The following is a 13,510-nucleotide window of genomic DNA, read 5'->3' as shown; positions in this document are numbered from 1 at the left end:
GGACACCGACACTCTGCCGCAGCCCGGCGGCCGTCACAAGGCCGTCCGGGAACGTTCCCACGGGGCAACCGCGGGCTCAGGTCGCGCGGTCCTCCATCTCCCACAGGTGGTCGATCACGTGCCAGGTCAGGCGGCGCGCGGCGTACCGGGCGGGCCATCCCTTGGGCGCGAGCGGGCCGCCGTCGGACGGCTTGCTCAGCACGTCCACGATGTCGCGGCGCATCGCATCGCGGGCGGCGTGGTCCTCGAGGGTGAACGGCCGGTGCCGCACGCCGATCTTGCGCGCGTACGCCCGCTCGGCACCGAGCACATGATCGATCATCTTGTCGCGGTCCCGGCCGCCGCCCCGTGGCCCCTTGCGCAGCTCCTGCGGCGACACCCCCGCCACCTCGTCGAAGACCTCCCAGGCGGCGCACAGCAGCGCGGTGTCCCGCTCGGCGACCGGCGCGTCCACCGGCGCGGTGTCGGAGGGCGGCACGGCGGAGATGGCGCCGAAGTCGGTGGTGCTGTCCCCCGGCACCCGCTCCACCACGGTGAACGCGCCGGGCGCGAACGGCAGCCCGGCCCGGTCGGCGATCACCTTGTAGCGGGGGACGTAGGCGGCGAGGGCCTCCAGCGCGGCCTCCTCACCCCTGCCGATGCGGCACAACCCCGGCCAGTCGTACGCGCAGGCGAAGACCTTCTTGGGGCCGATCTCCAGATATACCTCGGTCATGGCACCATCCTTCCCCCGGTACCTGACAGGTTCCGTCAGCTAGTCGATGAGATCCACCAGCTCGGCGACGGACGCGGCCACCCGGGAGGGCCGGAACGGGTAGCGGTCCACCTGCTCCTTGGTGGTCACGCCGGTCAGCACGAGGATCGTGTACAGGCCCGCCTCCATGCCGGACACGACGTCGGTGTCCATGCGGTCGCCGATCATCGCGGTGGTCTCGCTGTGGCCGTCGATGGCGTTGAGCGCGCTGCGCATCATCATCGGGTTGGGCTTGCCGACGAAGTACGGCTCCACGCCCGTCGCCTTGGTGATCATGGCGGCGACGGCGCCGCAGGCGGGCAGCGAGCCCTCCGCGGAGGGGCCGACGGGGTCGGGGTTGGTGGCGATGAACCGGCTGCCGGCGTCGATGAGCCGGATCGCCCGGGTGATCGCCGTGAAGCTGTAGGTGCGGGTCTCGCCGAGCACGACGTAGTCGGGGTCGGTGTCGGTCAGGACGTACCCCGCCTCGTGCAGCGCCGTGGTCAGCCCCGCCTCCCCGATGACGTACGCCGACCCGCCGGGCCGCTGGTCCTCCAGGAACCGGGCCGTGGCCAGCGCGGACGTCCAGATCGCCTCCGGCGGCACCTCCAGGCCCACGCCGCGGAGCCGGGCGGACAGGTCGCGCGGGGTGTAGATGGAGTTGTTGGTCAGCACGAGGAACCGTTTGCCGGACTCACGGAGCCTGCGGATGAACTCGTCGGCCCCCGGCACGGGGAGCCCCTCGTGCACCAGCACACCGTCCATGTCGGACAACCAGCACTCGATCGGCTTGCGCTCGTTCACTGCTCTCCCGCGTTCGGGCGTCTCAGGCGTACGGCAACAACAATGACAGCACCAGGGTTCGCCACGCTCAACAGCGGGTGAACATAGGTGCTCAGCGGGGCGCGAACGCCTCCAGGGCCTCCTCGGCGCGGCGCATCGCGGCGTCGGGGTCGCCGTCGGGCGAGCCGACGGCGGGGTCGAAGTTGAGGTCGAGGAACAGCTCGGTCATGCCGGTGGCGGCGATCGCCTCGATGTCGTCCCTGATCTCGTCCAGCGAGCCGGCGAGCCGGGCCCGTCCGCCGTCCCCCGTGTCGCCGATCTTGGTGACGCCCCGGCAGATGAAGCGCAGCTCGTCAGGGTCGCGACCGGCTTCCCGGGCCGCCTCCTTTACAATGTAGATCTGCTCGGGGAGCGTGTTCAGGTCGGCGCGGCTGGAACTGATCCACCCGTCCGCCAGCTCGCCCGCGCGGCGCAGCGCCGCGGGGGCGGTGCCGCCGAGCAGCACCGGCGGGGGCGGCACGGGCTTCGGGTCCTGGTAGGACGGCGGGATCTCGTAGAACTCGCCCTTGTGCGAGGTGATCCCCTCGGCCCAGAGCTGCCGCAGCACGTGCAGGTACTCCACCGCCCGCCGCCCGCGCGCCGCCATCGGCACCCCGCTCGCGGCGAACTCCTCCTCCATCCAGCCGAGCCCGAGCCCCGCGTCCAGCCGCCCGCGCGACACGTCCTGCAAGGTGGCGAGCTGCTTGGCCAGCAGCGCCGGCGAGTAGAACGGCATGTTGAGCACCGCCACCCCCAGCCGGATCCTGCTGGTCACCCCCGCGAGGAACGCCAGCGTCACCACCGGGTCCTGCACGCTCCGGTACACCGGCCCCATGGAGAGCGCCACCGGATGCAGAAGCCGCTGGAACGTCCACAACGACGCGTAACCGAGCTCCTCCGCCCGCCGCGCCACGGCCACCATGTTCCCCGGCGTCGCCCACGCCCCGGACACCGGCACCCCGAACCCAATCCTCATACCCCAACCCTATTGCCCCCACCAAACCTCCACCCCGACCCCCTCCACCCCCACCCCCACCATCGCCCAGCCACCTGGGTGCGGTGAAGCCGGCGCCTTTGTGCGGCGGTCTGCCCGCCGTGACGCCCGGCGCCTGGGGCGGTGGGGGCGCATTAGGGTGGATCGGTGAGCGTTCGGGGCGGGACATCGGCCGACGGGCTGGCGGGGCTGCTGGCCGCGGAGGTGGGGGGACGGCCCGGAGGCGTGGAGACGGCCGTGCTCAAGGACACGCGGGTGACCGTGGTGCGGGTGGGGGACGCCGTCATCAAGGCTCTTCCGCCCGGTACGGATCCGGACGGTCTGGAGGCCCGGCTGGTGGCCGCGGCGTCGCTGCCCGGGGTGCTGCTTCCTCCGCTGTCGGAGCGGGTGCGGCACGTCGCGGGGCGGCTGGTGACGTTGTGGCCCGCCGGGGAGCCCGTCGACCCTGCCGACCCCGAGGGCGCTCCCTGGGAGGAAGGGGCCACCCTCCTCGCCCGCCTGCATGCCGCCCCGGTCCGTCCGGCCTCACTGCCCGCGCACGGGGGGCCGGCGCGGGTGACGCGCGCGGTGGCCGGGCTCGCCGAAGCGGCCGGGGACGCACGGTACGCCGCCGCGGTCCGCACGATCAACGCCGCCTGTGAGCCGCTGGACCTCGGTGACGGCCACGCGGGAACGGCGGCGCTGGTGCACGGGGACTGGCATCTCGGGCAGGTGGTGCGGTACCGCGGTGAGTGGCTGCTCATCGACGTGGACGACCTCGGCGTGGGGAACCCGGCGTGGGACCTGGCGCGGCCCGCGGCGTGGTACGCCTCGGGGCTGCTGGCGCCGGAGCTGTGGGGCCGGTTCCTCGGCGCCTACCTGGCCGCGGGTGGTGCGGCGGTGCGGCCGGAGGATCCGTGGCGGGAACTCGACGAGCCGGCCCGCGCGTTGACCGTGCAGTTGGCGGCCACCGCGGTGGCGGCGGCGTGCGGGGAGGGTCGTCCGCTGGACGAGGTGGAAGACGCCCTGGTTTCCTCCTGCGGGAGGATCGTGCGCGCCGCCTCATCACGGTAAGGTCGCCGCAAGCCCGTCAAAGGAGACCGACTTCGATGCAGTGCCCCAAGTGCCACGGGTCCATGCGGACCTACAACCGCAACGGTGTCCAGATCGAGCAGTGCGAGAACTGCCGCGGCATCTTCCTGGACTACGGAGAGCTGGAGACGCTGTCCCGGGTGGAGAACCAGTGGGCCCAGCAGCAGTACGCCCCGCCGCCGGCCCCGCCCGCCCCGGCCTGGGGCGCCCCGCACGGCGGCGGCTACCACCACGGACACCACCGCAACCGCAGCTGGGTGGGCATGCTCTTCTCGAGCTGACCCACGACTTTCCCCGAGCGGCGCGGCGCCTCACGGCCCGCGCCGCTGTTGTTTCCCGGGCGGCGGCAAGGACCCTGCCCGGAGACGCACCGGTCCCCCGATCAGGCCGGGGCAGCACCGGTCCCCCGGTCACGTGGCGAGGCGCCCGGTCCCCCTTCACGTGGGCAGACTGCCGGTCCCCCGGTCAGGTCAGGAGACGCCAGGGCCCTCGGTCAGGCCGAGAAGTCGTCGGGTCCCCCGTCAGATCGGGAGACGCCCGGCCCCGGTCAGGCCGGGGGACGTCCAGCCCCGGTCAGACGGGAAGTCGTCGGGACGCCTGTCAGGACGGGAAGTCGTCGGGGTCGACGTCGTTGGTGCGGGCGTTGCCGCCCACGACCGAGTTGAGGGTCACGGTCCAGGTGGTGTACTGGGTGGACGTGGTGCGGAAGCGGATGGGCCTCTCGAAACGCCTGAAGGCGCAGTCGCGGGTGAAGGCGCGGCGGCCGCGGTCCCAGTCGGTGCCGACGGTGTAGTACACGTTGTAGGTGCCGTCGGGGATGCTGCGGATGGTGGCCTTGCGGTTCTTGCGGATGTAGAAGCTCGTGCCCTTGGTCTTGCCGCGGACCAGCGTGACCACGGCGTCCTGGGAGTTGCCGTTGTCGACGGTGAAACGGCCGAGGCCGCCGCGGCCGCCTGAGCGCACCAGCGCGCCGTTGGACAACCGCCGCTTCTCCTCCTTGGGGATCTTGACGTCCACGACGTCCGCCGGGTAGTCGCCCTTGGCGGCGAGGTCGCCGCCCGCGGTCCTCACCGCGCCGAGCCCCTCGCCCTTCCCGAGCCGCGCCAGCACGGCCGGGGCGGTGCACAGGGAGCGGCCGCTCACCGAGTCGCGCAGGCCGTCCAGATCGCCCTCAAGGCCGCGCAGGGCCGCGATGAGATCGGAGTGCTCGGCGGTGACGTCGGGCGGCGGGGTGACCGCGGCGAGGCGGTCCACCGCGTCGCCGGTGACGCCGCGGGCGCGCTCCACCCGGCCGCCGAGCGACTTCAGCGACCGCGACTTGGCGATGTCGTCGAGGGAGGAGCCCACCGGCCCGACGGCGGCCTCCAGCGCCGCGCCGTACTCGGCGGGGGTGACGCCGGCGGGGGTCTGGGCGGCCGTGCCGCCGCCCGCGTTGCCCCCGCCCCCCACGCGACCGGTGGCGGGCCCGCCTTCTCCGGTGACCGGCGGGGCACCGCCTCCTGTGCTGCACGCGGCCAGGGCCAGCGTCAGGGCGAGGGCGGTCGACAAGGTCCGGGGGGCATTCACTTGGCCGATGATCGGCGAGTGCACTCCCGCCTGTCAAGGCGGCCGGGGGCCGGCCGGCGTCAGGTCACACAGTTCACACCGCCACGGTCAGCCCGCCGGGTCGTCCCGGTGGCCGAGACGTGGCCAGAAGCGGGCGGTCAGCAGGGCGGCGACGACGCCGAGGGACGCGCCGACGATGACGTCCCCCGGGTAGTGGACGCCGGTGTAGACGCGGGAGAAGCACACCGCGCCCGCGGCGGCGGCCACCGGGACGGCCACGGCGGGCGGGGCCTCCATCGCCACCCCCGCGGCGAACGCCGCCGCGGAGGCCGAGTGGCCGGAGGGGAAGGAATGGGAGGACGGCACCCGGCCGAGTCGCGAGAGCGGGAAGTCGGCGATGGAGGGCCGGTTGCGCGCGAACGCCTGTTTGCCGAGCAGGTTCACCACCGGGCTGGCCAGGCCGATGGCCAGCAGGCCGCGGGTGGCGGCGCGCCGCAGCCGGGTGCGGCCGGTGGACGCCAGCGCCGCGGCGATCCCCGCCCACAACACCGAGTTGTCCGCCGCGCGCGACAGCGGCGGCAGCACCCCTTCAAGACCCGGCAGGTGGGCGTCGGCCACCTGCCGGAACAGCCGTTTGTCCATCGCGTTGAGCCGCCGCTTCACGCGTTTGCGCAGCGAGGGCCGGAACGCCAGCATCCGGTCCGCCAGTTCCCCGCCGAGCGGGCTCCGCCCCGCCGCCACCGGCCCGGCGGCCCCCGCGGCCCGTCCCGCCCGTGTGGCCCGTGCCGTCCGTGCCGTGCGTGCCGTCCCCGGAGCCGTCGTTCCCCGCTCCTCCGCGGCACCCGTGAGCCGCGCCTCGTGTCTCGTGCCCTTCCGCATGACCGGTTCATTGCCCGTCGGCGGCCCCGCCAGTCACTCCGGCCCCCGGTCAGTGCGCCAGGCGGGACAGGTAGACCCGGCGGGCCTCGTCGACGTACGAGAGGTGGTCGTCGAGCTGGGTGAGCATGGGCAGGCGGGCGTGGTCGCGGATGAGCTTCTCCAGGCGGTCCAGCCAGTCCAGGCACCAGCGCACGTCCTCGGTCCGGGCGACGCGGCGGCGCCGCACGTCCACGTAGACAGGGCTGGTGTGGGCGTGGACGCCGGTGAACAGGGACCTCGGGTGGGGGCCGCCGTCGGCCACGGCCACGATGTAGGTGGGGGCGCGCACCACCAGCTCGGCGGTCAGCTCGCCGGGGGGGCCTTCGGCGAGCACCCCGTCGGCGGTGCGCACGACGAGGCGTTCCACCTCGGGGCCGACGGAGTGGACGGTGATCCGCACCCGGTCCCCGGGCTGGGGCTCGATGGTGTCGCCGGGCTCGGCGCCGTCCACGGTGAGCCGCAGGAACGGCCCGGTGGTGGCGAAGGTGCGCCCGCGCCGGACGGCCTCGGCGTACGCGGCGGCGGTGAGCGGGCCGTGGACGCGGGCGTAGGTGCGTTCCCAGCCGAGCGGGCTGGACACCATCTCCATGCGCTGCCGGGTGAACGACAACATGGAGTCGGTGCCCGCGACGGCGGCCAGGCGGTTGCCGCCGCCGAGCAGCCGCCGGTACACGGCCGAGGAGCCCTCCGCGGAGGCGTAGTGGAGCACCTCCATGCCGTCCACCAGCCCGAGCGCGGCGTCCACCACGGCCATGCGGGCGGTGCACTGCCGCGCCCCGTTCCCGATGATCTGCTCGGGGGTCTCGACGGGGGTCTTGAACGCGTGCGCGTACCCGATGACGGCGCCGTGCCGCCGCAGCTCCTCGCAGACCGTGCCGCTCGGCGGCCAGTCCGGCGCCCCGGCGAACCCGCTATGGTACCGGCTCGGCGGCGCGGACGCCCCGAACGCGTGCAGGTGGCCGAGCAGGTCGTTGCGGTACTCGAACCCCATGCGCGCCACGTGCGTGCCGTCCGACCACGGCAGGTCCTCCCCCGCCCAGTGCTCCAGCGCCTCGCGGTCGAACACCCGGTCACCCGCGACGTTGGCCGCGAGCAGGTTGAGCACGTGCAGGTCCTCGCCGTGCTGCATGGCGGCGGCCATCGCGGGCGTCGCCACGACGTCCCCGGCGAAGTTGAGGTGGACGTGCAGGTCGGCGCCGTACCACCCGGCGGACGCCGCGTCGTACAGCCTCTCGGGGGTCAGCTCGACGAGGGTCTCCCCGTCCCCGGCCGGGGTCCCCCCCGGCGCCCACGGGCCGGGTGCCTCCCCGGCCGGGGTCGCCCCCCCGGCCTCGGCGCCGTCGCGGGGGACGGGCGTGACGGTGGTCTCGGCGATGCCGTACTCCATGCCACGGGTCACCCGCACGGTGAGCGGCCGGGCGGGCACGTCGAGGAGCAGGTCGTCGCCGTGGAAGTAGGGGGTGCCGTGGTGGTCGCGGCGCGGCGGGGCGCCGGGCGGGTACCAGCCCTGGCCGTCCTCGCTCCACACGCTCCACCGGCAGGGGAACCCGGCGCGCAGCCGCAGCCGGGCGGACGGCGCGTGGCGGGTGAGCGCGCCGAGGCCGACGCGCACGCCGTCCGCGGTGACCTCGGTGGCGGTGTCCACGTCCAGCAGCCGGGCGCCCCCGGGCCGCAGCCGCACCGTGCGCCCGGCGACGCGCACCTCGGTGTCGCCGGGGCCGGTGTTGTCCAGCAGCAGCGCCAGCGGCACCGGCCACCCGTCGAGCACGGTGACCGGGCTGCCCGTCAGCTCGGGCCCGGACGGCGTGAGGCGCAGCACCGCGAGGCCGCCCGGCGGGTCGCCGCCGAGGGCGTCGCGCAGCACCTCGTCGAAGTCGAGGTCCAGCACGCGCGTGCCGTGCTCGGCCGGCGGGACGTCCGGCAGCTCCGACCGCACCCGGGTGAACGCCGCGCGGAAGAACGCCTCCTCGGTGACGAACCTGGACAGGCTCATCAGCCGGACGTAAGGGATCGGCGGCTCGCCCCAGCTCATGCCGTGCTCGGCCAGCGAGGCGCGGTAACCGCCGAGCGCCTGCGCCACCGGCTCCGGAAGCATCGGATCCTCGCCCATGCGCACCTCCCGTGACCGGACGTGTCGTAATGGTGACACCACCGGGGTGCACGGAGGGTGAGGATGCCTCCGGCGGGAAATGGAATCCTTCTACTCGGGTGGCGCTCTATGCCGATCGGGAGGGATCTTTGACACCGGAGGCGCACTCGCGTCCCCGGCGTGAGTGAAGGCGGCGAGCACGCGGTCGGCCGCGAGTGCGGGGGTCAGCGTGCCCTCCAGCACCTCGCGCTCCACGTCCGCCGCGACGGCCGCGACGGCGGGGTCCTCGGCGAGCCGGGCGAGCAGCCGGTCGCGCACCAGGGTGCGGGTCCAGCCGACCTGCTGGCGGCGGCGCTTGGCGGCCAGCTCGCCGGACGACTCCAGCAGGTCCTGGTGCCTGATGACCTGCCGCCACAGATCGTCCAGCCCGGTGCCCTCCATGCCGCTGCAGGTCAGCACCGGGGTGTCCCAGCCGCCCGCGGCGCCGCGCAGCAGGCGCAGGGCGCCGGCCAGCTCGCGGGCGGCGCGGCGGGCGTCCGTCTCGTGCGGCCCGTCGGCCTTGTTGACCGCGATGACGTCGGCGAGCTCCAGCACGCCCTTCTTGATGCCCTGGAGCTGGTCGCCGGTCCTCGCGAGGGTGAGCAGCAGGAACGTGTCCACCATCTCGGCGACGGCGGTCTCCGACTGCCCGACGCCGACGGTCTCGACCAGCACGACGTCGAACCCGGCGGCCTCGACCACCACCATGGCCTCGCGGGTGGCCTTGGTGACGCCGCCGAGGGTGCCTGAGGTCGGGGACGGCCGGATGAACGCGGCGGGGTCGGCGGCGAGGCGGGCCATGCGGGTCTTGTCGCCGAGGATGCTGCCGCCGGTGCGGGTGGAGGAGGGGTCCACGGCGAGCACCGCGACCCGGTGCCCCTGCCCGGTCAGGTGCACGCCGAGCGCGTCGATGAACGTCGACTTGCCGACGCCGGGCACGCCGGTGACGCCGACCCGCCGCGCCTTGCCCGACAGCGGGGTCAGCTCGACCAGCAGCCGCTGCGCCAGCTCGCGGTGGTCGGCGCGGGTGGACTCCACGAGCGTGACGGCCCGGGCGATCCAGCCGAGCGAGCCGGACCGCACGCCGTGGAGGTACTCCTCAAGACCCGGCATGTCCGAGCCGGGCGGACAGGTCGCGCAGCAGGCCGAGCGCGGCGTCGGCGATGACCGTGCCGGGCCCGAAGACGGCGGCGGCGCCGGCCGCGCGCAGGGCGGGCACGTCGTCCGGCGGGATCACCCCGCCGACGACGATCATGATGTCGTCGCGGCCCAGCTCGGCGAGCCGGTCGCGCAGCTCGGGCACCAGCGCCATGTGCCCGGCCGCGAGGGACGACACCCCGACGATGTGCACGTCGGCCTCGACGGCCTGGCGGGCCACCTCGGCCGGGGTCTGGAACAGCGGGCCCACGTCCACGTCGAACCCGAGGTCGGCGAAGGCCGTCGCGATGACCTTCTGCCCGCGGTCGTGCCCGTCCTGGCCCACCTTGGCGACCAGGATGCGGGGCCGGCGGCCCTCGCCGCGCTCGAACGCGGCGCTCGCCGCCCTGACCTTCTCGATGGCGGCGGAGTCGCCCGCCTCGTCGCGGTACACCCCCGTGATGGTACGGATCTGCCCGGCGTGCCGCCCGAAGACCTTCTCCAGTGCGTCGGAGATCTCGCCGACGGTGGCCTTGGCCCGCGCGGCGTCCACCGCGAGGGCCAGCAGGTTGCCGTCCCCCTCGGCGCCCCGGGTGAGGGCCTCCAGGGCGGCGTCGCAGGCGGCCTGGTCGCGCTCGGCGCGCAGGCGGCGCAGGCCCTCGATCTGCCCGGCGCGCACCGCGGTGTTGTCGACGCGCAGCACCTCGATGGGTTCGTCGGCCGCGGGGCGGTACTTGTTGACCCCGATCACCGGCTGCCTGCCGGAGTCGATGCGGGCCTGGGTGCGGGCGGCGGCCTCCTCGATGCGCAGCTTGGGCAGCCCGGCGTCGATGGCCTTGGCCATGCCGCCGGCCCGCTCCACCTCCTCGATGTGCTCGAGTGCCCGCGCGGCCAGCTCGGCGGTGAGCCGCTCGACGTACGCGCTGCCGCCCCAGGGGTCGATCACGCGGCAGGTGCCGGACTCCTGCTGGAGCAGGAGCTGGGTGTTGCGGGCGATGCGGGCGGAGAAGTCGGTGGGCAGGGCCAGCGCCTCGTCCAGGGCGTTGGTGTGCAGCGACTGGGTGTGGCCCTGCGTGGCGGCCATGGCCTCCACGCAGGTGCGCACGACGTTGTTGAAGACGTCCTGCGCGGTGAGCGACCAGCCGGACGTCTGGCTGTGGGTGCGCAGCGACAACGACTTGGGGTCGGCGGCGCCGAAGCCGCGCACCAGGCGGGCCCACAGCAGGCGGGCGGCGCGGAGCTTGGCGACCTCCATGAAGAAGTTCATGCCGATGCACCAGAAGAACGACAGCCGCGGCGCGAACCTGTCGATGTCGAGGCCCGCGCCGACACCGGCGCGCAGGTACTCCACGCCGTCGGCGAGGGTGTAGGCGAGCTCCAGGTCGCAGGTGGCCCCGGCCTCCTGGATGTGGTAGCCGGAGATCGAGATGGAGTTGAACTTCGGCATCCGCTGGGAGGTGTAGGCGAAGATGTCGGAGATGATGCGCATCGACGGCCCGGGCGGGTAGATGTAGGTGTTGCGGACCATGAACTCCTTGAGGATGTCGTTCTGGATGGTCCCCGCCAGCTTCTCCGGCGGCACCCCCTGCTCCTCGGCGGCCACGATGTACAGCGCCAGCACCGGCAGCACCGCGCCGTTCATGGTCATCGACACGCTCATGCGGTCCAGCGGGATGCCGTCGAACAGCACCCGCATGTCGTAGATCGAGTCGATCGCCACCCCGGCCATGCCGACGTCGCCCCCGACGCGGGGGTGGTCGGAGTCGTAGCCGCGGTGGGTGGCGAGGTCGAACGCCACCGACAGGCCCTTCTGCCCGGAGGCGAGGTTGCGGCGGTAGAAGGCGTTGGAGTCGCGCGCGGTGGAGAACCCGGCGTACTGGCGGATCGTCCACGGCTGGTTGACGTACATCGTGGGGTAGGGGCCGCGCAGGTACGGCGCGACGCCGGGGTAGCCGGGCAGGTGGTCGAGGCCCGCGAGGTCCCCGGCGGTGTAGAGCTGCTTGACGGGGATGCCCTCGGGGGTGTCCCAGACGGCGGGCCCCGCGCCGGTCAGCTCACGGACGGCCGCCTCCCAGCGCTCCGGCGTCGCGTCCGGCGCCCCGCCGTCGAGGGCGACCGCGGTGAAGTCGGGGATCATGGGGCCACTCCCAGGTCGTCGAACGTGGTGCCCAGCACGGCGAGGGCGTCGCATCCGGCGTGCACGGTGGCGTCCACGCCGTCGTGGCGGCCCCGCCCGGCCAGCCAGACGCGTTTGGCCCCGGCGCGGCGCAGCGCGGCGGCCACGGCGGAGGCGTGCTCGCCGTACAGCTCGTCGCTCGAGCACAGGCAGGCGACGGTGGTGCCGCTCGCGCGGAACGCCGCGGCGATCTCCTCGGGGTCGGTGAGGGGGCCGCCGGTGACGGTGGCGAGGCCGCCCGCCTGGAACAGGTTGGCGGCGAACGACGCCCGCGCGGTGTGCGCGGCGACCGGGCCGATGGTGGCGAGGAAGACCACGGGACGGCCGGGTGCGCGGTCGGCGCGGTCCCGCAGGGCCTCGAAGGCTTGGGCGTAGTGCACGCGGGGCAGGCCGCCGCGGGCGGGCTCGGGGGCCGGCTCGCGGACGGGCAGGCGCTCGGCGAGGTCCGGGTACTCGCTGACCCCGGTGAGGGGGGCGGCGCGGTGGGCGATGTCGCGGGACCTGCGCTCCCACGTGGCGGCGAGGCGGGCGGGGATCAACCGCTCCAGGGCCGCCTCGGCGCCGCCCGCGCGCTCGATCTCCTGGAACCACTCCCAGGCCCGCGCGGCGAGGTCGGCGGTGAGCCGCTCGACGTACCAGGACCCGCCGGCCGGGTCGGTCACCCGGGCCACTCCGGCCTCCTCGACCAGCAGGGCGTGGGTGTTGCGGGCGATGCGCCGGGCGAAGGCGTCGGGCAGGCCGAGTCGCGCGTCGAACGGCTGGACGGTGACGGCGTCCGCGCCGCCGACGCCCGCCGCGAAGCAGGCCAGCGTGGTGCGCAGCATGTTCACCCAGGGGTCGCGCGCGGTCATCATGGCCGAGGACGTGACGGCGTGCTGCACCTGGCCCGCCCCCTCGGTCACGCCGCAGACCTCGGCGACGCGGGCCCACAGCCGCCGGGCGGCGCGGAACTTGGCGATGGTGAGGAACTGGTCGGCCGTCGCGGCGTAGCGGAAGTCGATCTGCCCGAACGCCTCCCGCGCGGTCAGGCCGGCGTCGGTGAGGACGCGCAGGTAGGCCACGCCGGTGGCGACGGAGCAGCCGAGCTCCTCGGCGTCGGCGCCGCCGGCGTCGTGGTACGGCGTGGCGTCCACGGTGATCGCGCGCAGGCCGTGGGCGGCGGCGAGCCGGGCCAGCGCGGGCAGGTCCAGCGGCGCCGCGGCGCCCGTCCTCGCCCGCAGGCCGATGGGGTCGGCGCCGAGGCCGCCGCCGGGCGCGGCGCCCTTGGCCTCCGCCAGCCGCAGGTACGTCTCGGCGGCCTCGGCGGTGTGCGGCCCGGCGTCCAGCGCGACGGGCGCGAGGTCGAGGTACACGCCGTCCAGCACCCGGGGCAGGGCGGCCACGTCCAGGGCGCCGTCCCCGAGGACCAGCCACAGGGAGGTGACGCCGTTCTCCAGGTCGGCGAGCACCGCCTCGTGGGAGGTCGCGGGGTCGGGGTGGGCGTGCCGCTGGCGTACGTCCCAGCCCTGCGCCGCGCCTCGCACCGGGCGCCCGCCGCGGACGTAGGGGGCGAAGCCCGGCAGGCCGGGATCGGGGGGCAGGTCGCCGGGGTCGTAGAGCGGCGCGATCGTGACGCCGTCGTAGGTGGTGGAGGCGAGGGCCTCCTCAGGGGAGCCGGCCTCGGCCCCGGACCGGCGGAGCACGGCGGCGGCCAGCCGCCGCCACTCGTCCCGCGTCGCGGCGGGGAAACCGGGATCCGGCCCTGGCCGGTCAGGCTGCACCGTCATGTCCTGGATGCTAAGCGTTGCGCGGCCCTGTGGAGCCGCCGGGGCGCCCGTGACACGAAGATCGCCGCGAACCCGCCGTTCTCTGGCGGAAAGCGCACCGGACGCGCCCGCACACCCACGGTATCGCCTGCCCCGGGCACGCGCCCGCACAGGATCAGCCGGCCGCCCGCCACCACGGGGCCGCCCGCCCGGACACGCCGGGGCCCACGGCCTCCCTCCG

Annotated in this window: 11 protein-coding genes; 2 read left to right on the top strand and 9 right to left on the bottom strand. The window is 74.7% G+C overall.

Annotated elements, in window-relative coordinates; translation table 11 throughout:
- Positions 1-76: 76 nt before the first annotated feature.
- The 3 genes from ABGB17_RS00690 to ABGB17_RS00680 form a co-directional block, all read right to left on the bottom strand.
- Positions 77-715, bottom strand: a complete 639-nt coding sequence (locus ABGB17_RS00690) for a hypothetical protein (RefSeq protein ID WP_347625684.1) — start codon at positions 713-715, stop codon at positions 77-79.
- A 39-nt stretch (positions 716-754) separates the two neighbouring features.
- Positions 755-1,537: an HAD-IIA family hydrolase gene (locus ABGB17_RS00685; RefSeq protein WP_347625683.1), complete on the bottom strand. Its 783-nt coding sequence runs from the start codon at positions 1,535-1,537 to the stop codon at positions 755-757.
- A 91-nt stretch (positions 1,538-1,628) separates the two neighbouring features.
- On the bottom strand, positions 1,629-2,531 hold the full coding sequence (locus ABGB17_RS00680) for a TIGR03619 family F420-dependent LLM class oxidoreductase (protein WP_347625682.1): 903 nt from the start codon (positions 2,529-2,531) through the stop codon (positions 1,629-1,631).
- 165 nt (positions 2,532-2,696) lie between these two features.
- Here ABGB17_RS00680 and ABGB17_RS00675 point away from each other — a divergent pair, with 165 nt between their 5' ends.
- On the top strand, positions 2,697-3,602 hold the full coding sequence (locus ABGB17_RS00675; RefSeq protein WP_347625681.1) for an aminoglycoside phosphotransferase family protein: 906 nt from the start codon (positions 2,697-2,699) through the stop codon (positions 3,600-3,602).
- 35 nt (positions 3,603-3,637) lie between these two features.
- Positions 3,638-3,901 (top strand): zf-TFIIB domain-containing protein, encoded by a 264-nt coding sequence (locus ABGB17_RS00670; RefSeq protein ID WP_347625680.1) that lies wholly within the window; start codon positions 3,638-3,640, stop codon positions 3,899-3,901.
- A 319-nt stretch (positions 3,902-4,220) separates the two neighbouring features.
- Here the strand turns inward: ABGB17_RS00670 and ABGB17_RS00665 are convergent, their stop codons facing one another.
- The 6 genes from ABGB17_RS00665 to ABGB17_RS00640 form a co-directional block, all read right to left on the bottom strand.
- Entirely contained in the window at positions 4,221-5,186 is a 966-nt protein-coding gene (locus ABGB17_RS00665; RefSeq protein ID WP_347625679.1) for a hypothetical protein, read from the bottom strand.
- 87 nt (positions 5,187-5,273) lie between these two features.
- Positions 5,274-6,044, bottom strand: a complete 771-nt coding sequence (locus ABGB17_RS00660) for a phosphatase PAP2 family protein (RefSeq protein ID WP_347625678.1) — start codon at positions 6,042-6,044, stop codon at positions 5,274-5,276.
- Positions 6,045-6,093: 49 nt separating this feature from the next.
- Positions 6,094-8,193, bottom strand: a complete 2,100-nt coding sequence (locus ABGB17_RS00655) for a CehA/McbA family metallohydrolase (protein ID WP_347625677.1) — start codon at positions 8,191-8,193, stop codon at positions 6,094-6,096.
- Between the two features lie 90 nt (positions 8,194-8,283).
- Positions 8,284-9,324: a methylmalonyl Co-A mutase-associated GTPase MeaB gene (meaB, locus tag ABGB17_RS00650; protein ID WP_347625676.1), complete on the bottom strand. Its 1,041-nt coding sequence runs from the start codon at positions 9,322-9,324 to the stop codon at positions 8,284-8,286.
- The gene (gene scpA / locus ABGB17_RS00645) at positions 9,311-11,485 is read right to left on the bottom strand and encodes a methylmalonyl-CoA mutase (protein WP_347625675.1); all 2,175 of its coding nucleotides are present in this window, start codon (positions 11,483-11,485) and stop codon (positions 9,311-9,313) included. The genes meaB and scpA overlap by 14 nt, the downstream gene beginning before the upstream one ends.
- Positions 11,482-13,290 (bottom strand): methylmalonyl-CoA mutase family protein, encoded by a 1,809-nt coding sequence (locus ABGB17_RS00640; protein WP_347625674.1) that lies wholly within the window; start codon positions 13,288-13,290, stop codon positions 11,482-11,484. The genes scpA and ABGB17_RS00640 overlap by 4 nt, the downstream gene beginning before the upstream one ends.
- Positions 13,291-13,510 lie beyond the last annotated feature (220 nt).

The organism is Sphaerisporangium sp. B11E5 (assembly GCF_039871875.1).
Classification (GTDB): Bacteria; Actinomycetota; Actinomycetes; order Streptosporangiales; family Streptosporangiaceae; genus Sphaerisporangium.
Note: the sequence above shows the minus strand (reverse complement) of the source record. Positions and strands in the feature narration are given on the sequence as shown.

Excerpts from the sequence above, each read along its gene's own strand:
- meaB (WP_347625676.1), bottom strand. The coding sequence starts at position 9,324 with ATGCCGGGTCTTGAGGAGTACCTCCACGGCGTGCGGTCCGGCTCGCTC.
- ABGB17_RS00670 (WP_347625680.1), top strand. The coding sequence starts at position 3,638 with ATGCAGTGCCCCAAGTGCCACGGGTCCATGCGGACCTACAACCGCAAC.
- ABGB17_RS00680 (WP_347625682.1), bottom strand. The coding sequence starts at position 2,531 with ATGAGGATTGGGTTCGGGGTGCCGGTGTCCGGGGCGTGGGCGACGCCG.
- ABGB17_RS00660 (WP_347625678.1), bottom strand. The coding sequence starts at position 6,044 with ATGCGGAAGGGCACGAGACACGAGGCGCGGCTCACGGGTGCCGCGGAG.
- scpA (WP_347625675.1), bottom strand. The coding sequence starts at position 11,485 with ATGATCCCCGACTTCACCGCGGTCGCCCTCGACGGCGGGGCGCCGGAC.
- ABGB17_RS00640 (WP_347625674.1), bottom strand. The coding sequence starts at position 13,290 with ATGACGGTGCAGCCTGACCGGCCAGGGCCGGATCCCGGTTTCCCCGCC.
- ABGB17_RS00655 (WP_347625677.1), bottom strand. The coding sequence starts at position 8,193 with ATGGGCGAGGATCCGATGCTTCCGGAGCCGGTGGCGCAGGCGCTCGGC.
- ABGB17_RS00690 (WP_347625684.1), bottom strand. The coding sequence starts at position 715 with ATGACCGAGGTATATCTGGAGATCGGCCCCAAGAAGGTCTTCGCCTGC.